This window comes from Slackia isoflavoniconvertens (genome assembly GCF_003725955.1).
In the GTDB taxonomy this organism is placed as follows: domain Bacteria; phylum Actinomycetota; class Coriobacteriia; order Coriobacteriales; family Eggerthellaceae; genus Slackia; species Slackia isoflavoniconvertens.
The window spans coordinates 54,534-77,676 of sequence record NZ_QIBZ01000009.1; the positions used below are offsets into that span (position 1 = coordinate 54,534).

At 58.3% G+C, this 23,143-nt stretch carries 17 protein-coding genes; 1 reads left to right on the forward strand and 16 read right to left on the reverse strand.

The window, feature by feature from the left end; genetic code table 11:
- Positions 1-12: 12 nt before the first annotated feature.
- The 4 genes from obgE to polA form a co-directional block, all read right to left on the reverse strand.
- Positions 13-1,410 carry a GTPase ObgE gene (obgE, locus tag DMP05_RS06165; RefSeq protein ID WP_123219620.1) on the reverse strand — a complete coding sequence of 466 codons (1,398 nt, stop codon included), beginning with the start codon at positions 1,408-1,410 and terminating at the stop codon, positions 13-15.
- 252 nt (positions 1,411-1,662) lie between these two features.
- Entirely contained in the window at positions 1,663-1,947 is a 285-nt protein-coding gene (gene rpmA, locus DMP05_RS06170) for a 50S ribosomal protein L27 (protein ID WP_123219621.1), read from the reverse strand.
- A gap of 27 nt (positions 1,948-1,974) precedes the next feature.
- Positions 1,975-2,280 carry a 50S ribosomal protein L21 gene (gene rplU / locus DMP05_RS06175; protein ID WP_114615419.1) on the reverse strand — a complete coding sequence of 102 codons (306 nt, stop codon included), beginning with the start codon at positions 2,278-2,280 and terminating at the stop codon, positions 1,975-1,977.
- Positions 2,281-2,810: 530 nt separating this feature from the next.
- The gene (gene polA, locus DMP05_RS06180; RefSeq protein WP_123219622.1) at positions 2,811-5,447 is read right to left on the reverse strand and encodes a DNA polymerase I; all 2,637 of its coding nucleotides are present in this window, start codon (positions 5,445-5,447) and stop codon (positions 2,811-2,813) included.
- A gap of 200 nt (positions 5,448-5,647) precedes the next feature.
- On the opposite strand from polA, the gene DMP05_RS06185 reads away from it, so the two are divergent.
- Entirely contained in the window at positions 5,648-7,555 is a 1,908-nt protein-coding gene (locus DMP05_RS06185) for an LTA synthase family protein (protein WP_161957484.1), read from the forward strand.
- Between the two features lie 204 nt (positions 7,556-7,759).
- Here the strand turns inward: DMP05_RS06185 and DMP05_RS10235 are convergent, their stop codons facing one another.
- The 12 genes from DMP05_RS10235 to brxL all read right to left on the reverse strand — a co-directional run bounded on the left by DMP05_RS10235 (position 7,760) and on the right by brxL (position 23,127).
- A complete protein-coding gene (locus DMP05_RS10235) occupies positions 7,760-8,617 on the reverse strand; it encodes a MetQ/NlpA family ABC transporter substrate-binding protein (RefSeq protein WP_123219624.1) in 858 nt (285 codons plus the stop codon).
- A gap of 158 nt (positions 8,618-8,775) precedes the next feature.
- On the reverse strand, positions 8,776-9,453 hold the full coding sequence (locus DMP05_RS06195; RefSeq protein WP_123219625.1) for a methionine ABC transporter permease: 678 nt from the start codon (positions 9,451-9,453) through the stop codon (positions 8,776-8,778).
- Complete coding sequence (locus DMP05_RS06200) at positions 9,453-10,217, reverse strand: methionine ABC transporter ATP-binding protein (RefSeq protein WP_123219626.1); 765 nt, start codon at positions 10,215-10,217, stop codon at positions 9,453-9,455. Before DMP05_RS06200 ends, DMP05_RS06195 begins: the two co-directional genes overlap by 1 nt.
- A gap of 290 nt (positions 10,218-10,507) precedes the next feature.
- The gene (locus DMP05_RS06205; RefSeq protein WP_123219627.1) at positions 10,508-12,298 is read right to left on the reverse strand and encodes a zinc-ribbon domain-containing protein; all 1,791 of its coding nucleotides are present in this window, start codon (positions 12,296-12,298) and stop codon (positions 10,508-10,510) included.
- A gap of 3 nt (positions 12,299-12,301) precedes the next feature.
- Positions 12,302-13,207, reverse strand: coding sequence for a GTPase Era (era, locus tag DMP05_RS06210; RefSeq protein ID WP_123219628.1), 906 nt, complete (start codon positions 13,205-13,207; stop codon positions 12,302-12,304).
- Positions 13,208-13,614: 407 nt separating this feature from the next.
- Positions 13,615-14,589 (reverse strand): PhoH family protein, encoded by a 975-nt coding sequence (locus tag DMP05_RS06215; protein WP_114615427.1) that lies wholly within the window; start codon positions 14,587-14,589, stop codon positions 13,615-13,617.
- 229 nt (positions 14,590-14,818) lie between these two features.
- The gene (locus DMP05_RS06220) at positions 14,819-15,118 is read right to left on the reverse strand and encodes a CxxCxxCC domain-containing protein (protein WP_244595076.1); all 300 of its coding nucleotides are present in this window, start codon (positions 15,116-15,118) and stop codon (positions 14,819-14,821) included.
- Between the two features lie 62 nt (positions 15,119-15,180).
- A complete protein-coding gene (gene ettA / locus DMP05_RS06225; RefSeq protein ID WP_123219647.1) occupies positions 15,181-16,860 on the reverse strand; it encodes an energy-dependent translational throttle protein EttA in 1,680 nt (559 codons plus the stop codon).
- A 308-nt stretch (positions 16,861-17,168) separates the two neighbouring features.
- Positions 17,169-17,342, reverse strand: a complete 174-nt coding sequence (locus DMP05_RS09925; protein ID WP_170151666.1) for a hypothetical protein — start codon at positions 17,340-17,342, stop codon at positions 17,169-17,171.
- 26 nt (positions 17,343-17,368) lie between these two features.
- On the reverse strand, positions 17,369-19,417 hold the full coding sequence (locus DMP05_RS06230; protein WP_123219629.1) for a leucine-rich repeat protein: 2,049 nt from the start codon (positions 19,415-19,417) through the stop codon (positions 17,369-17,371).
- Positions 19,418-19,425: 8 nt separating this feature from the next.
- A complete protein-coding gene (locus DMP05_RS06235; protein ID WP_123219630.1) occupies positions 19,426-20,823 on the reverse strand; it encodes a hypothetical protein in 1,398 nt (465 codons plus the stop codon).
- Between the two features lie 27 nt (positions 20,824-20,850).
- Entirely contained in the window at positions 20,851-23,127 is a 2,277-nt protein-coding gene (brxL, locus tag DMP05_RS06240) for a protease Lon-related BREX system protein BrxL (RefSeq protein WP_123219631.1), read from the reverse strand.
- Between the last annotated feature and the right edge of the window lie 16 nt (positions 23,128-23,143).

Sequence of the window (23,143 nt, forward strand, 5' to 3'; positions counted from 1 at the left end):
GCCTTCACTATGCTAATCGTCGAGTTCGGCGAAGATATCTTCGGTCGACTCGGCCGTCTCGAACTCGAACGCTCGGCCCAGAATGCGAATCTCGTCGCCATTCACTGCGCCCGCCTTGAGCAGTTCCTTTTCCAGACCCAAGCGATTGAAGCGATGCTGTAAAAACGACAGCGCCTCGTCGTTTTCCCAGTCGGTTTGCACAACCATGCGCTCGATCTGCACGCCTTCCACACGGAAGATGCCATCGGAAAGTTTGCGCACAGTATATTTGCGGTCGCGCTGTTCGCGCTTATGCTGCCACACCTGGTCGTACTGAACCTCACCCTCCTGGGCTTCTTTGGCAGCGCTGCGCAGCTCGAATACCTTGTCGGCGATGGCGTGGATAAGCGAATCGACGCCCTTGCCCGTAAGAGCGGAAATCTCGAACACGCGCGAAGCCTCGTCGACGCCATCGGCGAATTCATTGCCGTTCGCGGCAGCGATGGCGTCTTTGCGTACCTCTTCCTTCAAGCGGCGCACGGCGTCTTCAGTGCCGGGAACATCGACTTTGTTGGCAACTACGATGCGAGGACGCTGCGCCAATTCATCGGCGTACATCGCAAGCTCGTTGTTGATGATGCGGTAATCTTCCACCGGGTCGCGGCCCTCATAGCCGCCCGTCATGTCAACGACATGCACGATGAGTGCAGTGCGCTCGATATGGCGCAGGAATTCATGGCCCAAGCCCTTGCCCTCGTGAGCGCCTTCGATAAGGCCCGGAATGTCAGCCACGACGAAGTTGTGTTCGTCGCCCTGCACAACGCCCAGGTTCGGAACAAGCGTGGTGAACGGATAATCGGCGATTTTGGGGCGCGCGGCGCTCATGCGGGCGATGAGCGAGCTTTTGCCCGCAGAAGGCACGCCAACGAGCGCGGCGTCGGCCATGAGCTTCATCTCGAGCTCGATCCAGCACTCCTGCGCGGGTTCGCCCAGCTCAGCGAACGCGGGAGCGCGGCGCGTGGAGGTCACGAAATGGATGTTGCCGCGACCGCCATGGCCGCCTTCCGCGACGATGACACGCTCGCCGTCATGCGTAAGGTCGGCGATAAGCTCGCCGGTCTCCTTTTTCTCTTCGGAATATTCATGCACCACCGTGCCCACAGGAACCTTCAGAATAAGATCGTCACCCGTGGCGCCGTGCATGCGCTTGCCCATGCCGTGGGTGCCGCGCGTTGCCTTGAAATGATGTTTGAAGCGGTAGTCGAGCAGCGACGAGACCGACTGGTCGGCCTCGAGCACGACGTTGCCGCCATGGCCGCCGTCGCCGCCGTCGGGGCCGCCCTTGGGAACATGAGCCTCGCGGCGGAAGCTCAAGCAGCCCGCGCCGCCGTCGCCGCCCTTCACGTAAATGCGTACTTTGTCTACGAACATAGCGTTCCTATCGATATCGTTGGGGCATATCGCCGCCTGCGCGCCGCTTGCCCAAGCCTATGTCGCGCCGCATGGGACGCCCAATGAATTGAGGCTTTTGCGGTGCGCTTCCTTGCAAGAAAATAACGTGTTCTCGAATTATACGCATGTACCTGCACCAATACGGCGCACACACCTCAAATACGGAAAAAGCCCGCCGCAAAAGCGACGAGCTTTTTCCTCCCCTTATGAAACCCCTCTGGTTGCGTGAGGCTATTCAGCGCTCTCGGTGGTCAGAGGACGAACATGCACAAAGCGGCGATAACCCTTGTTGCGGCGGGTGCTCTTCGTGAATTCCACGGTGCCCTCGCACAGTGCGAACAGGGTGTCGTCTTTGCCACGGCCGACGTTCTCGCCGGGATGGAAGTGGGTACCACGCTGGCGAACGATGATGTTGCCGGTGACGACGTGCTCGCCACCAAAGCGCTTCACGCCAAGTCGCTGGGAATGAGAGTCGCGGCCGTTACGGGTGGAGCCAAGACCTTTTTTATGAGCCATGAGTAATCTACCTACCTTCTAAACTAACTAGCCGATGCTCTCGATCTTCAGACGAGTGTGGAGCTGGCGATGGCCGCGCAGCTTCTTGTAGTTCTTGCGCTTCTTGAACTTGAAGACGAGGACCTTGTCGCCCTTGAACTGATCAACGATGGTAGCAACAACCTTGGTCTTGCCAGCCTCAGCCGGATCGGCAACAACCTTGGTGCCGTCGACAACAGCGATAGCCTGCAGCTCAACCTTGTCGCCAATTTCGCCCTGAAGCTTCTCGGTGACGAGGATGTCGCCAGCAGCAACCTTGTACTGCTTGCCACCAGTCTTAACGATAGCGTACATGTATGTTTCTCCTTGGTTTTGCGAGGCTCACACGAACCTCTACGTTTACTTCGCTTGCCGTTTGTACAGCGCACGTGAACGGTGGGAAACGGTTACCGCCAAGTCGCGCCAATACAGCAAACTCCGCTATTATACGCCGCGAAAATCGTTTGACAAGAGGGGTTTTGTGGACTCGTCACAAGTTTTCCTCTTCTCTCCGGCGAAAGCCGAGTGAAGCCCCATTTGGGACCACGGCTCGCTACCGCTTCGCCCTGCGGGCTTCGCTATGCGCTCGCCTGGCTGCGCTTAACATTAAACGAAAACCATGCTTGAGCGCAGACGGTCCCAAATGGGGCTTCACTCGACTTTCGCAGGCGAGGGCGGCTGCGGGGCTGATAGAGGGCGTCGGTGTTCAAATTTGCCCTTCATTTCAAAGCTAAACACCGCCAAGCAGGCGCATAGCGAGCGCAGCGAGCGATAGCCTGCTGTGCCCTCTATCGGGCCCGCGGCCGCCCTCGCCTGCCCCTCGCGCCGCTTCAGCCAAACAACGGCTAGTGCGCTTCGGCCCAGTTCTCGCCGCTGCTCACTTCGGCAATCAGCGGAACCTTGAGCTCCACAACCGAATCCATGACGCTTGCGACCATGTCGGAAAGGCGCTCCACCTCTCCCGCCGGCACGCTGAAGTCGAGTTCGTCGTGCACCTGCAGCATAAGTTTCGCCTCAAAGCCGTCAGCGACCAAGCGGCGCTCAACCTCGTTCATGGCGAGTTTGATGATATCGGCCGCACTGCCCTGCATGGGATGGTTCATCGCCGTGCGCTCGCCGAAGCTGCGCTGCATTTTGTTGCTCGCCTTCAGCTCGGGAATATGGCGCTTGCGGCCGAACATCGTGGTCGCGAACCCGCATTCCTTCGCCTCTTCAACCGTCTCGTCGAGGTAGGCGCGCACGCGCGGATAGGCCTCGAAATAACGGTCAATCATATCTTGAGCCTCTTTGAAACCGATTCCCAGGCTTTGGGCCAAGCCGAACGCCTGCTGGCCATAGACGATGCCGAAGTTCACGGCCTTCGCGCGACTGCGCAGCTGCGGGGTGACCTCTTCCACGGGAATGCCGAACACGCGCGCGGCGGTGTTGGCATGGAAGTCGGCGCCCGAGCAGAACGCATCTATCAGGTGCTCGTCGCCCGACAGATGCGCGAGCAGGCGAAGCTCGATTTGCGAGTAGTCGGCCGAAACGAACACGTCGCCCTCGCGCAGAGGCACGAAGCAAGCACGCACACGGCGGCCGAAATCGGTGCGCACGGGAATGTTCTGCAGGTTCGGATCGCTCGACGACAAACGGCCCGTAGTGGTGACCGTTTGGTTGAAGCTCGTGTGCACCAAGCCATCGATGCGACGCATGCGCGGCAGGGCGTCGAGGTAGGTGGACTTCATTTTCGCGAGCTCGCGATAGCGCAGCACCTTGGCCGCGATGGGATGCACGTCCACGAGCTTGCCGAGCGTTTTTGCGTCGGTGGAATAGCCGCGCGAGTTCTTCTTGCCCGCCGGCAGCTCGAGCACTTCGAATAGGATATGGCCGAGCTGCTTGGGCGAATCGACGTTGAATTCCTCACCCGCAAGCTCATGAATCTCGGCGCGCAGCCCCTCGAGCTCGGTCGTGGTTTCCCGCGCCATACAGGCGAGCTTGTCGACGTCGATGCGCGCGCCCACGCGTTCCATTTGCGCGAGCGTCGAGACGAGCGGCAAATCGATGCGCTCGTATACCTCGAGCGAGCCGTCACGCCCAAGCGCCTCGCGCAGCGCATCGACCAAACGGTGCGCGACGAGGGCATGCGCCGCAGCCTGTGCTCGCTCGTCTTCGCACTCGGGCAAAGCCGCACCCAAATACGCGTCGCACAACGAGCTGTATTCGTATTTCGTGACATTGGAATTCAGCAGGTATGCGGCCAAACCAATGTCGAAGAAGCGCGCCGCATGCATCTCGGATGCATCGACGAGCGCTTCTTCCGCGGAATCGACCGGATAGATTTCCTGCAGCGCGCGCTTGCAATCGAGCGCGCAGAAATGACCCGAACGCACAATTTCCGCAAACGTCTCGTGGGCATCTTCGCCCTCAAACATGAGCACCGAATCGGGCAGGCCGACGAACAGACGGTGCGGCTCGGCAAACAAGCTTTCCTGCGCCTCAACGAGGAATTCCACGCCCAAGCACACATCATGCTCCATGGCGGTTTTCAACGCGTCGTGCGCGTAGTCGCCCACGACAGGCGCCAAGCTGGGCAGCTCGAGCGCGGCGGGCGCGGCAAGCGATTCGTCGGCGCCGGCAAGGGCGAGTACCTTGGCCAAATGGGCATTGAAGCGCACCTCGCCAAAAGCCTCGGCGACCTTCGCGCTGTCGAAATCGGGGAATTTCACGCCCTCCAAATCGAGCTCGAACTCCACATCGCGCACGATGGTCGCCACGCGACGGCTTGTGTACGCGTCGTCCTTGTGTTCAGTAAGGTTTTGCAGCTGCTTGCCCTTGAGCTTGTCAAGGTTGTCGTAGATGCCGTCGATGCTGCCATAGTTCTGCAAAAGCTTCGCGGCGGTCTTGTCGCCAATGCCGGGCACGCCGGGAATGTTGTCGGACGAATCGCCCTTCAGACCCAAGAAGTCGGGAAACTGCGCGGGCGTCACGCCATAGCGCTCCTCGACCTCGGCGGGGCCGTAAATCGCGACATCGGTGATGCCTTTTTTCGTGGTAACCACATGCGTGCGATCGGTCACGAGCTGGTAGACGTCTTTATCGCCGCTCACGAGCAGGGTTTCGTATCCAAGCTCTTCGTCGCGGGCCGACACCGTACCCAGCACGTCGTCGCCTTCCCAACCCTTCACGCGAATAACGGGCACGTTCATCGATTCGAGCAAATGCTCGATAACGGGGAATTGCGCCTTGAGCTCAGCATCCATCGGCGGGCGCTGGGCTTTGTACTGCTCGAGCGCCTCCATGCGGAATGCCGGACGTCCAGCATCAAACGCGCATACCACAGCATCGGGGCGAGCCATTTCATAGAATTTCAGGAACATGGACAGAAAGCCGAACGCGGCATTCGTGGGCGTGCCATCGGGCGCGTTCATCGTGGCCGGCACCGCATGGTATGCGCGATGCATGAGCGAATTGCCGTCGATTACGGCGATTTTCTTTGGCATAATACGTCCTTCGACCGGTTTCGGCTGCTTGTGCCGCGCACGTTGGCGACATGGGGTTGTACTTCATAAAGTATAGCCCGTGCGGCCCCTCGAAATCGAGAAGCACCCACAACGCGCAGAAACGCGCCCAATGCCCAAGCGAAGGCATGCGCACTCGTCGCTTCCTTCAAGCCTCGACTTGGAAGAAACGGAGCCAATCTATGTTCGCTTTACATATATCACTGCCCATCGCATGCTTTTTCTTTGCGTGCGCAGCCCTGCTTGCGTTCGCCCTGGCGTTTCGATCGCAGCTGCGCGAGCGGTTCGGCAGCGTGCTCGACCGCGCGCGCCCCATCGTGACCATCGCATGCGTGCCCATAGGCTTTTGGCTGATGGAGGCGCCCTACAACACCATATTGAACCAGATGAGAACCCAATGGATGGTTTTAAGCATCGCGGTTTTGGCGCTCATATACGCCGTGGTGTACTTCCTTGGACAGCGCACGAAGGGCGCCATGGTCGCGTTTCTTGTGGCATGCTTCGTAAGCGGTGTGGCCAACCATTTCGTCGCGCAGTTCAAAGGCCAGCCCGTTCTGCCTTCCGACGTGCTCGCCATTCACACCGCGGCATCGGTCGGCGGCGGCTACGAATATGTCATCGACAACACGCTCGCATTCTGCATCGCCGTGATGCTCGCCTCATTCGCGGCAATTACCGTTGTGCCGAGCGCCTTGCACACGCGGAAAGCCGCCATCGCGAACACCGTCCTTGGTGCCTTAGCCCTTGCCGTGTGCTACGTCGGTTTCTCGACGGTCAACATCGAAAACGACTTGAACGTCAACGTCGACGTGTGGAGCAGTCTCGATTCCTACCAGACGCAAGGGTCGCTTTTGTGCTTCGCGCAGCGCGCCCAAAAGATCTCGCCGCACGAACCCGAAGGCTATTCCGAAACGCGCGCCGCCGAGCTTCGCAGCCAGAAGGCCATGACGGAAACCGTCGACGAGCTCATCGATGACCCACATGTGGTAAGCGCCGCCGAAGCCACCGACCCCGACGTGCGCCCCACCATCATCGCCATCATGAACGAAACGTATTCCGACATTTCGACGTATCCACAGCTGGCGGAAAGTTACGGCGGCCCCATTCCCTTCTCGACGTATGAGGGAACCATTGCCACGGGCGATGTCTATGTGTCGGCGATGGGCGGCGGCACGTGCAACAGCGAGTTCGAGTTCCTCACGGGATCGAGCATGGGCCTTTTGGGGCCGGGCGTGTACCCCTATATGCTCTATAACCTCGAAGGCGTTGACAACATGGCGTCGTATTTGAAATCAATCGGCTATGCCACAAGCGCCATTCACCCCGCCGACGCGCAGAACTGGCGCCGCGATCGCGTGTACGAGCAGCTCGGCTTCGACGAATTCTTCGACATCACAAGCTTCGATGGCGCCGAATATTTCCGCGACATGGTGTCGGATGGTGCGACCTACGACAAAATCCTGCAAATCATGGATGAAGGCGAAGGGCCGCAGTTCATCTTCGACGTGACCATCGCCAACCACGGCGGCTATGACACGGGAACGATTGCAGAAGAAGACATGATGAGCATCGACATGGGCGGCGAGGAATCGGCCGAGGTCAATGAATACGTGACGGCAATCGCGCGCGCCGATGCCGATTTGGCGGCATTCCTGGCGAAGCTTGCCAAGCGCGAAGAGCCCATTGTGGTTGTGCTGTTCGGCGACCATCAGCCAGGATTCGTCGAGCAACTCGCGCCTACGGGCGATTCCGACGAAGAGCCCACCGTCGACGATGCGCAACAGCGCTACGTGACCCCTTACATGCTGTGGACGAACGACGAGCAGCTTTCGCGCCATGTGCGGCACGGCGGCGACACGAGCCTGAACTTTCTGGCAGCCACCACCCTGAAAGCGGCCGGTTTGCCGCTCAACGAGTACTTCGCATTCCTTTATGCCACGAAGCAATCGCTGCCGGCGATTAATCTGAACGGCTATATGGACGCGGAAGGCGTATGGCACTGGAACGACGATGCCGACAGCTCTTCTGCCGAAGCGGTTGCCGATTTGGCAATCGTGCAGCACCAAAACCTCTTCGACAACAAACAGTAGCACGAGCAGCAACACGAACGATGGCTCCCTAGTTGGGAGCCCTTTTGCTTGCAACGATGACCGCGTTCGCGCAGGGTCGGAATATATAAAAGCCCCAGCAAAAGCCCCTTCCTCGGAATCGAAAGATGGCACCTTGCGCACCCCAAACGCAAAACAAGCCGCTCCGAAGAGCGGCTTGCGGGCGACAGAGAGAACTGCCTGAGGTTATTTCTTCAGGTCGTCGAGGCTTGCGGCCTTGCCACCGTAAAGGGCCATGGCCTCAAAGTGGATCTTGGCGACGCCAACGAGGTCGGTGCCGTTTTCCTCGTTGTAGTTGTCGAGGTAGGGCTGGTGCTGGAAGTAGTTCGCATCGAGGCTGCCGTCAGACAGGGCGACGTTGGGCTGCACGTAGTCGGTGAACTCAACGACCTCGAGCGTCCAACCCTTAGCAGCGAGCAGGTCTTTCGCGGCATTCAGAATCTCGGCGTGAGGCGTGGGCGAAGCGCCAACCTTGATGGTGGTGTCGTCGCCGGTGGCCTGCGGAATGTCGTCAACGACGGTGAACACGGGCACGACGGTGCCAGAATAGGTGCTCGTGATGAAGTCGGAAACCTTCTGGCTCTGCAGCGCAGCGAGCAAAGCTTCGGTCTTGGTAGACTTCTCGTCGCCGGAGCGAACGGCCACGACGTTGCCGTATTCCTGAGCTGCCTGGGAGTCGGCGCCCTCAGCAGCGAACGCGGTCGACGGGTCAAGGCCCGCGCCCAGGGCGTAGTTGCCGTTGATCACCGCAGCGTCAACATCGGAAAGCGTGCGGGGAACGCTCGCGGCTTCCGTTTCGACGAACTGGATGTTATAGGGGTTTTCCTTGATGTCGTTGGTGGTAGCCGTAAGGCCCGCGCCGTCGTTGAGCGTGAGCAAGCCCTCGTCCTGCAGCAGCAGAAGCGCGCGAGCCTCATTGGTCGCATCGGACGGAACGGCAATTTGATGCTGCGAGGACGAAGACCCGCAGCCGGCGAGTGCCACGGCGAGCACGCCCGTGGCGGCGGCGCATGCAGCGATGCGCACAACGTTTTTCAGGTTCATAGCGAAACCCTTTCCTTCTTGCAAGCCAAACGGCTCGCACCTTCGAAGCGCCTGGGCGCTTCCCTTCCCTATTCAAATTCCCTAAAGGAAATGAACGCAATATGGGTGCACGAACCCAAGGCCAGCATGTGACCTGGGGAAACTATGCGAAAAAATGATTAGCGAACGCGGTGGTCGATCTTGCGGGCGATGGCCGAGCAAATGCTCTGCGCGATTTGCACGATGATTACGCACAACACGATGGCCACGACCATGACGTCGTCTTGATAGCGCTGGTAGCCATAGCGAATGGCGATGTCGCCAATGCCGCCCGCGCCCACCGTACCGGCCATGGCCACGAAGCCGAACAGCGTGATGAACGTGATGGACAGGCCACGCACCAAAGACGGCATGCTTTCGGGCAGAAGCACCTTGCTGATGATTTGCCAGGTGCTCGCGCCAAAGCTTTGCGCAGCTTCGACGAGGCCGCCGTCGATTTCGGCGAGGCTTTGCTCGACCATGCGCGCAACGAAGGGCGCAGCCGACACGGTGAGCGGCACGATAGCCGCGCCCACGCCAAGCGAAGTGCCTACGATGGCGCGCGTGAACGGAATCATGAACACGATAAGGATGATGAACGGAATGGAGCGCATGATGTTCACTATCCAACCAAGCACGCTGTTGAAGATGCGGTGCGGATGCAGGGCGCCCGGCTCGGTCAAAACGAGCAGAACGCCCACAGGGATGCCAATGACGTACGCGAACAGCGTCGAGAGCACGGTCATGACGATGGCGTCCCACGTGCCCTGAGCCATAAGGGCGCCATACTGAGCGATGAATGCGTTGATCGCCTCCATTAATTGCCCCCTTTCGCGCACGCGAAGCCCTGGTCGGCTTCAATGAGCAGGCGCGTTGCGGCGCTCTGCGGATTGCCGAACACATCGGCGGTTTTGCCTTGCTCGGCAATGCTGCCGGCCTCAATGACGGCTACCTTGTTGCAAATTTGCTCGGCAACCGAAAGGGAGTGCGTGATAACGACCATGGTGACGCCAAGCTCTTTGTTGATATCGCGCAGAAGGCCTAGGATCGAGTGCGTCGTAAGCGTGTCGAGCGCGCTCGTGGCTTCGTCGCACAGCATGATCTTCGGGTTCGAAGCAAGGGCGCGCGCAATGGCAACGCGCTGCTGCTGGCCGCCCGAAAGCTGGCTGGGGTAATTGTTCGCCTTGCCGGAAAGCCCCACGAGTTCGAGCAGTTCGAGCGCGCGAGCTTCGGCCTGTTTCTTCGGCGTGCCATGCAGTTCGAGCGGGAACGTGACGTTGCGCAGCACCGTGCGCTGGGCGAACAGGCTGAAATTCTGGAAAATCATGCCAATGGACTGGCGCAAATCGATGAGCTGCTTGCCGGAATAGTCGGTCACATCGGCGCCATCGATGAGCACGCGGCCCGCCGTGGGACGCTCGAGCAGGTTGATGCAGCGAACGAGCGTCGACTTGCCCGCGCCCGACTGGCCGATGATGCCGAACACGTCGCCCGACTCAACATGCAAGTTGATGTCGCATAGCGCCTCGTGCGCGCCGGCCGAGCCGACGTAGGTTTTCGAAAGATGGTCTAAAACAATCATGATGCCTCAATAAAGAGATAGAAAATGGAGCAGTTCCGCAAGGTATGCGCGGCTGGGCCGCGGGCGTTACGCCTGAGTGTCAGCGCACGAACGCAGGCACCCAGGCTTAGGCATCTCGCATGCGTTCATGGCCATGATATGTGCGGAAATCGTATTCATAGCTGCGTATACTACCTGATGGATTGAAGGCGTCAATAAAAATCGCCCGCTTTCTCGACGGGCGATTCTTGGAATAATCGATGATTCGCTATCTGTTTTGTAGATAGCCCATATAACTGCAGTTGAGAACGCTATTTTAAGACCGGCTTCGAGGACGGGTACAGCTCGTCGTAGCGCTCAAGGTAGGGGTTGTTGCCGCTTACGTAGTTCGCCGACAATGCCGCGAGAATCTCGTCTTGGTGTTCCGAGGGAACTTCGTACTGCACGCTTACCGCCCACGCATCGGTCAACGACGTAATGCGGCCGATCTGGCAATCGTAGAGCTCAATCAGGTTGGCGGCATCGGTCGCATACGGCGAGCTGTTGGAAACCTTCAGGTTCTCAATTTCGGCTTTGGCGGCCTCAAGATCGCTCTTCACCTTTTCGGCCGTCGCCTGCGACGCCTGACGTTTGTTCATGTCGCGCGCAATGTACCAGCTATTGAAATCGTCAACGCAGCTCACAATTCGATTGCTGTAGCCATCAAGCGCCGAATACTCGCTCGACAGCGTTTGGAAAATTTGCTCCTCGGTCGGCGTCGACTTCTCGCGTGCAAGCGCCTCGGCCTCGGCAGAAGCCTTCGCGGCATCGTCATCTGCCTTGGTTTCGGATTTCTCGCCTTCCTTGGAAGAGGCCGCCGGAGCCTCCTGCTGTGTTTGGGACTGCTGTTGGGAAGCATCTTGGCCCGCTTGCCCGCCGAAGCGAACATAGGCAAGCACGCATGCCGCAATTACGAGAACCGCGATCACGCAGCACAGGGCGATGAAAATGCGCTTGCGTTTTCGCTCCCGCAAATCGGGCCTATCAAGGCCGAAATGCTTAGGCTGCGCATCGCTTGGCAGCACGAGCGTATCGGTTCCGTCAAAGCTGATGGGGCCAGGCTTGGCAGCAGCCGCCTGAGCCTCGCGAGGAATCACGGGCACCGCTTCGTGTTCGTCGTCGAAATCGAATACGGCAGCCGGCTTGGGCGCGGCATCGGAAGGCCCCTCGCTGGAAGGGGCAGGTTTGGACGCGTCGGCTTCGGCAGGCTCGGCCGCATCGGCCTCGGCGACCTTTGCCGCATCGGCCTCGACGTCAACTTCGCCTTCCGCATGGTCGCGCTCGGAATCGGTGCCGCACGCAGGCTGCTCGCCAGATGCATCGTCCGATTCACCATGTACAACGCTTTCGGTCGCCGCGTCGTCCTTGAGCGTTTCCGCATCCACTTCGCCGCCAGCCGCTTCGGCCCGCAACGCGTCCGAAGGCTCGTCATCTTCCGCAACCTCAATCGCCTCATCAGCGAGAGCTTCTTCTGATTTGCAAGCCTCTTCAGGTTCAGAGGTATCGGTCGCATCGGTGACATCGACCTCAGACGCCTTAGAAGAAGCCTCAGTCTCAACCTCTTCATCGGCATCGAACGAATCCGCAGCGTCGGCGGAGCCTGCTTGTTCAGTTGCCGCGGAACGCGCTTCGGCGTCATGATCGCTTACCTTCTCGAAAGCGCCCGAAGCGCCGCGATCGGCCGCCGGCCCGCAGACATCTCCCACCTCGGGCACGGCGATGATTTCGGGGGCTTCGACGACCTCGGGAATCTCGAGGGAAGTCGTCTTCGCTCCGCCGAAATGCGCCGCAGAAGCGCTCGCCAGGCTGGGCTCAGCATGCGTGGGTTCGTCGTCGCCCGGCAAGTTATCGCGAAGCTTGAGCGCCTCGAGGGTGCCCAAGTCGAGCTTGGTGGTTTTGCTGGCGGGAATGGGATTGCCGCCCACGATGTCGAGCCCGCGCATGGGATCGCTGTCGCCTTTGCCGGTGACCCTCACGCTCTCGAGCACGCGCGCGCCACACTCAGCGCAATAGCGCGCGCCCGGCTCGAGCGGCTCGCCGCACCACGAACAGTACTTCGCCATGGCTTACATGCCTTCCCCGTAGCCGAAACGACGAATCTGGTTCAAGTCACGACGCCAGTTCTTCTTCACCTTCACCTGCATGTCGAGGAATACCTTGCAGCCGAGCATTTGCTCAAGGTCGCGACGGGCTTCGATGCCGACCTTCTTGATGGCCTCGCCACCCTTGCCGATGATGATGCCCTTCTGGCTGTCGCGCTCGACGTAGACGTTCGCGAAAATACGATACATGTCTTTCTTGCGGTCGTAGGTCATTTGATCGGCCACAACGCCGATGGAGTGAGGAACCTCGTCACGATAGCTGCGCAGGATTTTCTCGCGAATGAACTCGGCAACGAGCACCTCGAAGGGCTGGTCGGTGTCCATGTCTTCGGGGAACCACTTCGGGCCTTCAGGCAGCCATTTCGCAACGGCCTGTACGAAGCCTTCAACGTTGAAGCCGTTCTTGGAAGAAAGCACCACTTCATCGTCCCAGGTGCCCAAAACGCGAGCCGCCTCGAGCTGCTGGATGGCGGTTTCTTTGCTCACGAGGTCGGCCTTGGTAATCACGAGAATCTTGCGAGCGCCGCGCACTTCGCGCACCTGACGGGCAACCCACTCGTCACCCGTGCCAACCGGCTTGCTCGCGTCGACGAGAAACGCCACCACGTCGACATCTTCCATGGCCTTGATGGCGGAGGTGTTGAGTTCCTCGCCCAGCGCGTCGTGAGGCTTGTGCATGCCCGGCGTGTCGACCATGATCATTTGCATGTCTTCACGAGTGACGATAGCGCGGAAGCGGTGGCGGGTGGTTTGCGCGGTGTTCGAGGTAATGGCAACCTTATGCCCCACCACGGCGTTGATAAGGGTAGATTTGCCGGCGTTCGGGCGACCTACCAAGGTGACGAATCCACTGCGGAATTCTTCGGTCATGAATGACTCTCTTTCTCTCATCGACGAACAGCTCAGTTCGCGGCTTTGTGGCTATGCGTATTGTACTGGGGAATTTACGCGTTTGGTATACCTTCCGCAACAAGTCCTGACTCGCACGAAAGCCACATTAAGTGGCTTTCGGCTCGTGCGGAAAAGTTGCTCCAGGCATGCCCAACGCGAAAATTCTATGCCTCGGCAAGAATAAGAAAATGCGAGAGCCTATCCACGATGATCCCGATGATACTTCGCTCGCTGCGCGGCGGTTTGGCGAGAGCCGTCCGCACGAGCCGAACAGCCCAGTGGGCTGTTCGTGCGAGCTCAAGTATCTGCTCTCGACGAATTGTCGCGCAGCGAGCCGACGGCTGGCGAGCCATCGGCTTTCATCGATAAAGCCAGAGCAAGAAGGGCTAACGAGTTTCGGCGGCCCTTTCGTAGGCTTCTACGATTCGTGCGACAAGGTTGTGCCGCACCACGTCGCGCCCGGTAAGGTCGCGAAAGGCGATGTCTTCCACGCCTTCAAGAATGCGGCGCACACCCTTGAGGCCGGAATAGCCGTGCGGCAGGTCGACCTGGGTCACGTCGCCCGTGATAACCATTTTCGAATTAAAGCCCAAACGCGTAAGGAACATCTTCATTTGCTCGGGCGTGGTGTTTTGCGCTTCGTCGAGAATGATGAAGCTATCGTTGAACGTGCGACCTCGCATGAATGCGAGCGGCGCGATTTCGATAACGCCGCCTTCGATGAGCTCGCGGGCTCGTTCCATATCGGTCATATCGAACAGCGCGTCGTAGAGCGGGCGAATGTAGGGATCGACTTTCTCGGTAAGCGTGCCTGGCAGAAAGCCCAGGTTCTCGCCCGCCTCGACCACGGGGCGCGTGAGAATGATGCGATTGACTTCCTTGCGCTTGAGCGCGGCCACCGCCATAGCCATTGCCAAATAGGTTTTGCCCGTGCCTGCAGGACCAATGCCGAACGTTACCGTGTTTTCGCGAATCGCGTCGACATAGCGCTTCTGGCCCGCGGTTTTCGGACGAATCGCGCGGCCTCGATACGTGAGCAGAATATCTTCGCGCAAAATGCTCGGCGCGAATTCACCCTGCCGCAAAAGTTCGACGGCGCGGCGCGCGTCATCGATCGTCGGGTCGCTTCCCGCGGCGGCCATTTTAATGAAATCGCTGAACAGAGCCGTGAGGCTTTGCACTTCCGCGGCATCGCCCGAAAGCGCAATGGTATCGCCTCGAACCGTGATGCGCGCGGAAAACGCCCGCTTCACCTCACGCAACACGCAATCGGAAGGGCCCACGATTTGCTCCATGCCCACCCGTTCGGGCAGCGTAAGCGTGATTTGCGTTTCGTCGGTCGAGATGGGATCGTTGCTCATGAAAGCCCCTTTGACGTGCATCTGCAGAACGACTTCATTGTATCAAAGCACATCGAGGCGCTTGTAAAGGGCGCCTCAAAACAGGGAGGTTGGGGAAACGACGTGGTACGCAACAAGCACAGCGTGCGTTTTCGACGAAATCCAAATAGCACGCGACGCGCGCATTCCACACACAGAGTTTCACGGTCAATCAAGCGATTCCGAAAACGGCGCCGAAGACGCCACTCGTCTATCGGCGAAACGCGCGCACGTAAGCGCAGCTTGGCGGCAAGTGGTCACCGAAAAGCGCGATGCGCGGGGTAAGGCGGCAGCAACGCTCGCACTTGTCGAAACGGTTTTCATAGACGCTACAGCGGCGCGTGGATTCGTTAAGGAACTCGCACGGCGCCGAAAGGTCAACGGCGACGTCGCCATATTCGTCGACTTCGCGCTCGTAGCAGCACATGCCGCAGCAATCGCAGATATCATCCCACGAGCCGTCGTGCCATGCGCGCATCGCCGATACGATGCCCTTAATGGTTGTAGACATGGAGCATGTGCCTTTCCGTCAAAAAGCGCCGCCCATAAGAGCGGCGCTTCAAAATGAGTTGCTTAGTCGCGGGTGAGCTTGCGATGGATGCGGTGCGGCTTGGCGGCCTCTTCGCCCAGGCGCTCAACGCGGTTCTTCTGGTAGCTGTCGAAGTTGCCCTCAAACCAGAACCAGTTGCCGGGATTCTCGTCGGTGCCTTCCCACGCCAGAATATGCGTGGCAATGCGGTCGAGGAACATGCGGTCGTGGCTCGTGACAACCGCGCAGCCCGGGAATTCCATGAGCGCCCCTTCGAGGCTCTCGAGCGTTTCGACGTCGAGGTCGTTGGTGGGCTCGTCGAGCAACAGCAAGTTGCCGCCCTGCTTGAGCGTAAGCGCCAAGTTCAGACGATTGCGCTCGCCGCCGGAAAGCACGCCAGCGGGCTTCTGCTGGTCAGAACCTTTGAAGCCGAATGCCGACACATACGCGCGGCTCGGGACCTCGGTCTCGCCCACCTGCATGTAGTCAAGACCGTCGGACACGACTTCCCACAGCGTTTTGTTGCCGTCGATACCCTCACGGTTCTGGTCGACGTACGAGATTTGCACGGTTTCGCCGAGCTTCAGCTCGCCCGAGGTGGGCTGTTCTTTGCCGACAATCATCTTGAACAGCGTCGACTTGCCCACGCCGTTGGGGCCGATCACGCCCACGATGCCGTTGCGCGGCAGGCTGAACGACAAGTCGTCGATGAGCACGCGGCCGTCGAATTCCTTATGCAGATGCTCGACGTTGAGCACCTCGGCGCCCAGGCGCGGGCCCACGGGAATGTGGATGTCGGTGAAGTCGACCTTCTTGCTTTGCGAAGCCTCGGCCACCATGCGATCGTAGTTTTCCAGACGGGCCTTGTTCTTGGCCTGGCGAGCCTTCGGAGACGAACGCACCCATTCGAGCTCGTTCTGCATGCGCTTGGCAAGTTTCGCGTCGCGCTGGCCCTGGGCGGCCATACGGGCAGCCTTGGTCTCGAGATACGTGGAGTAGTTGCCCTTGTAGGGGTACAGGCTGCCGCGGTCGACCTCGCAAATCCACTCGGCAACGTTGTCGAGGAAGTAGCGGTCGTGCGTCACGGCGAGCACGGCGCCCTGGTAGCGATGCAGGAATTGCTCAAGCCACAGAACCGACTCGGCGTCGAGGTGGTTGGTGGGCTCGTCGAGCAGCAGCAGGTCGGGGGCCTCGAGCAGCAGGCGGCACAGCGCCACGCGACGGCGTTCGCCGCCGGAAAGCACGTTCACCGGCATGTCGGGGTCGGGGCACTGCAGCGCGTCCATGGCCTGGGACAGCTGGCTGTCAAGGTCCCAGCCGTTGGCGGCGTCGATGGCTTCTTGCAGCTTGCCCATTTCTTCCATGAGCGCGTCGAAGTCGGCATCGGGGTCGGCCATCTCGGCAGAAATCGCGTTGAAGCGGTCGATTTTCGCGAGCACGTCGCCGAATGCCATTTGCACGTTTTCGAGAACGGTTTTGTCCTCGTCAAGCGGCGGCTCCTGCTGCAGAATGCCCACGGAATAGCCCGGGGACAGGCGTGCCTCGCCGTTGGAAACCTCTTCGAGGCCGGCCATGATTTTCAGCAGCGTGGATTTGCCCATGCCGTTCGGGCCCACCACGCCGATTTTCGCGCCGGGATAAAACGACAGCGTAACGTCGTCGAGAATCACCTTGTCACCGTGCGCTTTGCGCGCCTTGTACATGGTGTAAATGAATTCCGCCATGCGGGACTCCTGTTCGTTGATTGATGCGCTCATATTTGATTGGCTCCGCGCGCAACGCAGCGGCGCCAGGCGAGCTTTTGTACCGAATTCAATTCAGCCATTCTACCAGGTCGCCCGTAAACGCCACCGCGCGCCCATCAGTTCCCCACGAGCGGACGAAATGCTCGGGCGGAATCGCCCGCGAGACTCTTTGAGATTAGGCCTGCTAAATGCTTGTGTTAAATGCTCGCACCTGTTAAATGCTCGTAGCGTTTAACACACGTCCCAACCTGCTAAACGCTACGAGCATTTAACAGGTTTTCGCAGGCCTAGTATTCCTCGGGATCAATCCCAAGGCGTTCTGCCATTTCAAGCAACTCGTCGCTCGAGGCAGATTCGATATCCGCAACATCCAACAACGCCGTCGGAAAACCGCCGAACATGGCGGTTCCGCATTCGTCCATCAAACGCTGCCGCAGCGCTTCCTCGTCAAACTCGTCCATTGTCGCCATCCTTCCTCAAGGCGTTCTTAAAACGGCTTCACTCGATAAACGACCTCGTCGGAACATTGGTATTCGCGAGCAAGTTGTGCGAATTCGCTACGCCAACCATCGTCGATGTAGCCCAATGTATCCAAAAAACGCAGACCCGCATCATCGTTGTCTGCCAAACAATAGCGCACGGCATGAACCCGATTCCGCCTCAAATACGCCGAAAAGGTCTCACGATCATCTTCGCTCAAGTTAACCGGCCAGGCCAAACGGTTCAACGCCGTACGCGTCTTCGCTTCCCTGTCGCCCAACTTTTCGAACAAGCCATCAACCTTCGAAAAGTCAAACGACGCCCCATAGCCCCAATTCGCCGCATAGATGTCACGCACATATTGCGGAGCGCTCACGCCTGGCATAAACACGCGGTATTTGACCAAGCGGGTTTTTACGCTTCTCACTTCTATCGTACAGGGAGACGCAACCGTATGGCTCCTCGTATGGAGGACAGGGAAGAATGTATTTATCAAGCCGACTTTCGATTCGTACCGAGAACCGAACGAGGAGTTGCATGTATCTCCACGCGAACGCGCGGCTTCGTTCGCTCGCCCGCCGCCGTCCTCGTCAATAGAATCGTACAGCGAAACAAAGCTTGCTTTGTAGAACGCATACGCGCCCACGCTTTTCACGCTTGACGGAAGAGCAACCTTTCTGAAAGGTCGGTTCGAAAACGCGTAGTCGCCGATAGACTCCACACTTGACGGCAGCACCAAATCAATATCGCAAGGCTTCTTAGCAGCATCAGCGCCCTGTTTAAGGAAGAATCTATCGTCGTCTTTCTTCCAAAACGCTTTCTCATGAATGATGCGCACCCCATTGGGAATATCGATAACACCGTCATCGTCCACAAACGATGAGCCATCCCAGATTTCATCTTGTGTGAAGCCTTTCGTCACGCGCGCGGTTTCGATTCCGAACGATTCATACAAGCAGAGTAAATCATCCCTGCCCGCCTTATACGCCGCCCTCACGTCGACGCATCGCTTCGCGCCATTCTCCAAGAACAGTCGAATACTCTCGTAATCCAGACTTCGCGAGGCATTCTCCATCCCGCGCCCGCTGATTCTGTCTTCGAATACCTTCTCGAAACCCACTTCCCAGGCAATAGGCATCGCATGACGCCTGGCCGCCCAACGAAGTACCTCGATGTTTTCCGTAGGCGTCATCACCTGGTCGAACTCCATTCCAGCGCGTTCGGCCTTTTCTAGCATAGGAACCGTTGCCGTATCGGGAACGTACAAAGGCGTACCGTAAAAGTAGTGTTCGCCACGACGCAAACGGTCGACCCAATCGGAATCCAAGAGAAACAGGCCGATGGCCGCCTCAATGCGGCCACCATTGAGCGCCCATTGCAAATCGCGATCTCGAAAAGCGAACAACGGCAGCGAGCACAAAACATCGAGGGGGATTTCCTCATCGGGCATGAATTGGATAAAAAGAAGCACCACTTCATGCAAGCTCTCCCGGGCAAACAGCGCCATATTGCTTAGTGAGCGACGATCTGTGCACCATTCTTCGCAGCCTAAAAGCAGAAAGCCCAAATCATTGGCCTCGCGAATGAATTTCGCCATATCACCCCAACTCAAAGATGGGACCTCGCCAGATAACGAATATCGATAGCTTATGGAGCGATACAAGCCGCTCCATACTCCGCGTTCAGAAAAATACATCGCGATGGGATTGACGACGCGCTCGTCGAGAATCGAATCATCGGCAACGAACCCAACCGAACCAAGGAACTCGAGAATCGCCGCATCGTAAGATGCGATGCACGCTTGCCACAAATAATAGGGACAAAACCCACCTTCGTATTCGAAGCAGCCCGATGCAACGAAACGGCGCTGCGGAATGCACGAGTGCCCGCCCTCTACGAAAATCGCCTTCACGCGGTCAAGTCGCTGCGAAGCCGTAAAACTCTCGCGGTCAGATACAAAGGCGCCGCAGTCAGAAAAATGCCGCCGGTCATCCAATCGACTGCATGCCACAGCATCGTAGAGCCGCTCGACTTCACGTTTGGTCCACTTCGCCATTGGCGCCCCTACTCACTCGACCCCAGTAAATCTTCGAGATCGCGTCGAAACTGGAAGGCCTGGCCCGCATCCATCTGTCTCACGAAGACCACCATGGCCTGCTGCGCCGCAAACTCTACGCGATCGACGAACGCATCCCATTTACGCTCGTCGATATCGATAGCGTCCTCGGCAAACACAAGCAGCTTCTTTAACCCATACCAGAACTGCCTTGCGTGCTCAGCGGGGTCATCGACCAGCACATCACGAAACGGTTGCGCGTTGAACTCTCGCATTCGCTTAATCGCCTTGTCGATGTCGTCACCGCCTGCATGGGCATCTTCATCGTAGAAATCGGGGATATCGAAATGTTCGGAGACATCAAATTCGCAATCGTCGCTTTCATATACGTCAGATAGCGACTGGCGCAGACGCAGAATGGGCACATAGCCCTGTCGACCTGACCCGAGCCCCACTCCGAATGCGCACGCCAAACCACCTTGCTGTACACAGCGCACATACGACGCATACGAAGCGCGAACCTCAGAAAGCAGCACCTCGAGCTGGCCAAGACCTATAGCCCTCTCGCAAGCCACACCCTCAAACGTGGGCAATTCTATCGTCCCCACACAATGCCCCGCAATCTGCCGAGCGCGCGAGCGCATCAATTCTTGCACCTCGATCATCGCGCGCCGCTCGACATCTTCAATTTCGCCCACAAGCTTTTGGCGCCTCTCGTCATGCCCCGTAATTTCGAAGGCATTTCGCATCTTCTCGCCAAAACAACTCGCGTACACATCCTCAATCGCTCTCGCCACAGCGTCATCCGGGTCTTCCCTATCGACGCATGTTGGGTCATTGGCGAACGAGGCGTCTGACTGTTCATCGTCGGCGAGCGCAACCTTGATGCTTTCCATAGCCGAAACGCGCCCAGCCAAGCAGCCGGCCGCGGCAGCGTAATATGCTTCAAAGCGTTCGGGCGAATTGATTTCAATCATGGCTTCAGCGGCATCGATAGTTTGCCCCAAGCGTTTAAGGAGCTCATCCTTCGAGCCCATGGCAAGAAAGGCCCTGTAGCGATCTTCACGCCGCAACGAAGTAATCATACGCATTTTCTTGCGCGTATCATCCAGCGCCGCGGTTTCGCACGTTCGAACATATTCGGAAATCGCATCGTTTATCATCTGCGCGAGCACGTTGCGCCGCGTGCGGTATTTGCGCCTCACGCGGCGAAGCGATGCCGCCCGCAGGGAGTCCATCGCACGCTGCCGATCCCGTTCGGCGGCCTGCCGCTCACGCGCATCGCAAGCATCCGCGCCAAACGTGTCATCGAGCGCACGAAAAAGCGAATCGCTCATCGCCCTCGCATCGAAGCTCGTACTCACATCATTTGCGCTACCGAGCACGCGCCCTTCGTCCTCGCCCATCTTGGTCTCCCCTACGATTATTTCTCATTACAGCCCGAGGGCTTTTTGCGCCGCGCCAACGTAATCACCTGGAAAGTAAAACACTGGGCTAACGCCCGACACGAGCTCGGGCGAGACCATCTGCATGTCTTGAATCGACGACGTAGGCAGCAGCACGCGCTTTGCGCCAGCATTCTTCGCCACGCGCATGATGTCTTCCAGGCCGCGAATATCGTCGATGGTGCCCGAGATGCGCAGCGCACCCGGCACCACCATGGCATCGAGCACTGGCTTGTTGCATGCCGCCGAACATAAACCAACGAATTCGGCAAGCGATACCTCATCGGACAATCCCTTGCTTTGAAGATCGTTGAAATACAGCAGGAAGTCTTTTGAGCCCACGTGCATGCCACGCGCCACGCGCGACGCGTTCTCCACGAACAGACGATGGGCGGCCTCTACCGAATCTTTCACAGGACGACTGTTGCCAATGCCCTCGTGGCTGAATTTGCCCTCGCCAGCCACAGCTTTATTTTCGAGCTTGTATACCGCGAACTCGCCACCAAGCGACTTACCTACGCCAAACACTTGCCCTGGCATAAGCGGACCATCGGGAATCAGTGTGTCGCTCGACTGCTCGGGCACGCCAATCACGCGCATATCGCCCGGGTTTTCGGCATCCAAATAACCCAGATTCACATCAATGAACTCCACGCCGGCCATGATCTTGAGCTGCTCTTTCACGCGGCGGCGGCCTTCAATGGAATACTCCAGCAACCAACGCACGTCTTCTTTTTCCATCTTTTGGTCGGGGAACAGCAGCTTCGCCAGCCCCGAAAACGTTTTGCGCACGCCGATTTCGTCGCGCTTATTGAAATCGCTGTTCAAGCGGAAATACCGGTCGATCAAATGCGTGCAATCGCGACGGCGCATTTCCTTACAGAATTCGCTTAAGCAGTCGGTGATAAGCCCGTAGTGCTCCGTCAACAAATCGGAACGCATCTTGGGAACTTCCCAGCCCGGCAGGTAATAGTGAATACGGTCGAAAAACGCCGAATCGTCGTTGAATTCCGGCGGGAAGGGATCGAACAAATGCGTGGTTTTCAGCACATTGGCGACCGAATCGTTGATGTTGCCTTCGAATACCATGGATGCATCAGCGTTAATTTGGTCACGATCACGCGCGAAGCTGCCCGACGCCATGTAATCCTTCAGAATCTGCACGGCACGCACGTCTTTAAAGCGCATGCCTGCCACTTCATCAAACGTAACGCAATCCCAATGGCTCACCAGGCCGAGCCTTGCCGCGCCGCGCGCATTCATGCGACCAAACAAGTTCGCCGTAGTGGTTTGGCCGCCCGACAACAAAATCGCGTAGGGCGACACCTCTTTGTAGATATGGCTTTTGCCCGTACCGCGAGGGCCAAGCTCGCATAGGTTATAGTTGCGCTCCACAAGCGGCACCATGCGCTCGATGAAATGCAAGCGCTCGCGCTCGGTAAGCACATTCGGCTCGTAACCAGCAGAGCGCAAAAGCACATCCATCCATTCGTCGCGCGAGAAGTATTGTCTCTGTTCGATAAGCCCCTCCAAATCCAAATTTGGCATTTGGATTGGCGTGAGGCTCATCACCGAGAACGGAGAATCGGCGGGCGTGCGCTTCTTTTTCGACGATTTCTTCTTCGGGCGCTCATCGCCGAACACGTCATCGCCGAAATCGTCTTCCTCGACATCTGCGCGATTGTACGCGATGCGCATAATGCACCAGATGCCCCCTTGCAATATCTTCGTGTAGTCGCGAACATAATCCGCTGGCATAACGAACGGTTCAATGTTCAAGTTCGTGAACTGCGCCACATATAAATCGCTATATTCGTCAAGCCTTGCCGACACCTTATCGATAATGGTGAACTGGCCCGATTCGCGGATCTTCGACTTGATACGTTCGCTTTCGTCGGGCCGCACGTAATTCTCGGAAAGAATTCTTCGAATGCGGTCGAGGCCCTCGCGAATGGCATCGTCATCGTCGGTGGAGCAATACATCCCCAGCAGGTATTCCAGCACGAAGGTGGGCACATTCGCGCCACGCTTCATGAGCGACGTAAGGTCTTTACGCACGATTTTGCCACCGAAGTGTTCCAATAGCTTGCAATCGAGCTCGTCGGCCTCGTATCCCACAGGCTGGCCATCGTCGAACCCATCGGTACCGCACTCCCGCGCCGCGTCGACCTCTTGCTCGCCGACACCATCGCCAGCCTGCGCATATTCCTCGCAAGGTTCCACTTCGGGAACTTCCCACAAATCGTCATCGTATTCGGCAGCCATGGCCACCCCTTTCTAT

Excerpts from the sequence above, each read along its gene's own strand:
- obgE (WP_123219620.1), bottom strand. The coding sequence starts at position 1,410 with ATGTTCGTAGACAAAGTACGCATTTACGTGAAGGGCGGCGACGGCGGC.
- rpmA (WP_123219621.1), bottom strand. The coding sequence starts at position 1,947 with ATGGCTCATAAAAAAGGTCTTGGCTCCACCCGTAACGGCCGCGACTCT.
- rplU (WP_114615419.1), bottom strand. The coding sequence starts at position 2,280 with ATGTACGCTATCGTTAAGACTGGTGGCAAGCAGTACAAGGTTGCTGCT.
- polA (WP_123219622.1), bottom strand. The coding sequence starts at position 5,447 with ATGCCAAAGAAAATCGCCGTAATCGACGGCAATTCGCTCATGCATCGC.
- DMP05_RS06185 (WP_161957484.1), top strand. The coding sequence starts at position 5,648 with ATGTTCGCTTTACATATATCACTGCCCATCGCATGCTTTTTCTTTGCG.
- DMP05_RS10235 (WP_123219624.1), bottom strand. The coding sequence starts at position 8,617 with ATGAACCTGAAAAACGTTGTGCGCATCGCTGCATGCGCCGCCGCCACG.
- DMP05_RS06195 (WP_123219625.1), bottom strand. The coding sequence starts at position 9,453 with ATGGAGGCGATCAACGCATTCATCGCTCAGTATGGCGCCCTTATGGCT.
- DMP05_RS06200 (WP_123219626.1), bottom strand. The coding sequence starts at position 10,217 with ATGATTGTTTTAGACCATCTTTCGAAAACCTACGTCGGCTCGGCCGGC.
- DMP05_RS06205 (WP_123219627.1), bottom strand. The coding sequence starts at position 12,298 with ATGGCGAAGTACTGTTCGTGGTGCGGCGAGCCGCTCGAGCCGGGCGCG.
- era (WP_123219628.1), bottom strand. The coding sequence starts at position 13,207 with ATGACCGAAGAATTCCGCAGTGGATTCGTCACCTTGGTAGGTCGCCCG.
- DMP05_RS06215 (WP_114615427.1), bottom strand. The coding sequence starts at position 14,589 with ATGAGCAACGATCCCATCTCGACCGACGAAACGCAAATCACGCTTACG.
- DMP05_RS06220 (WP_244595076.1), bottom strand. The coding sequence starts at position 15,118 with ATGTCTACAACCATTAAGGGCATCGTATCGGCGATGCGCGCATGGCAC.
- ettA (WP_123219647.1), bottom strand. The coding sequence starts at position 16,860 with ATGGCGGAATTCATTTACACCATGTACAAGGCGCGCAAAGCGCACGGT.
- DMP05_RS09925 (WP_170151666.1), bottom strand. The coding sequence starts at position 17,342 with ATGGACGAGTTTGACGAGGAAGCGCTGCGGCAGCGTTTGATGGACGAA.
- DMP05_RS06230 (WP_123219629.1), bottom strand. The coding sequence starts at position 19,417 with ATGGCGAAGTGGACCAAACGTGAAGTCGAGCGGCTCTACGATGCTGTG.
- DMP05_RS06235 (WP_123219630.1), bottom strand. The coding sequence starts at position 20,823 with ATGGGCGAGGACGAAGGGCGCGTGCTCGGTAGCGCAAATGATGTGAGT.
- brxL (WP_123219631.1), bottom strand. The coding sequence starts at position 23,127 with ATGGCTGCCGAATACGATGACGATTTGTGGGAAGTTCCCGAAGTGGAA.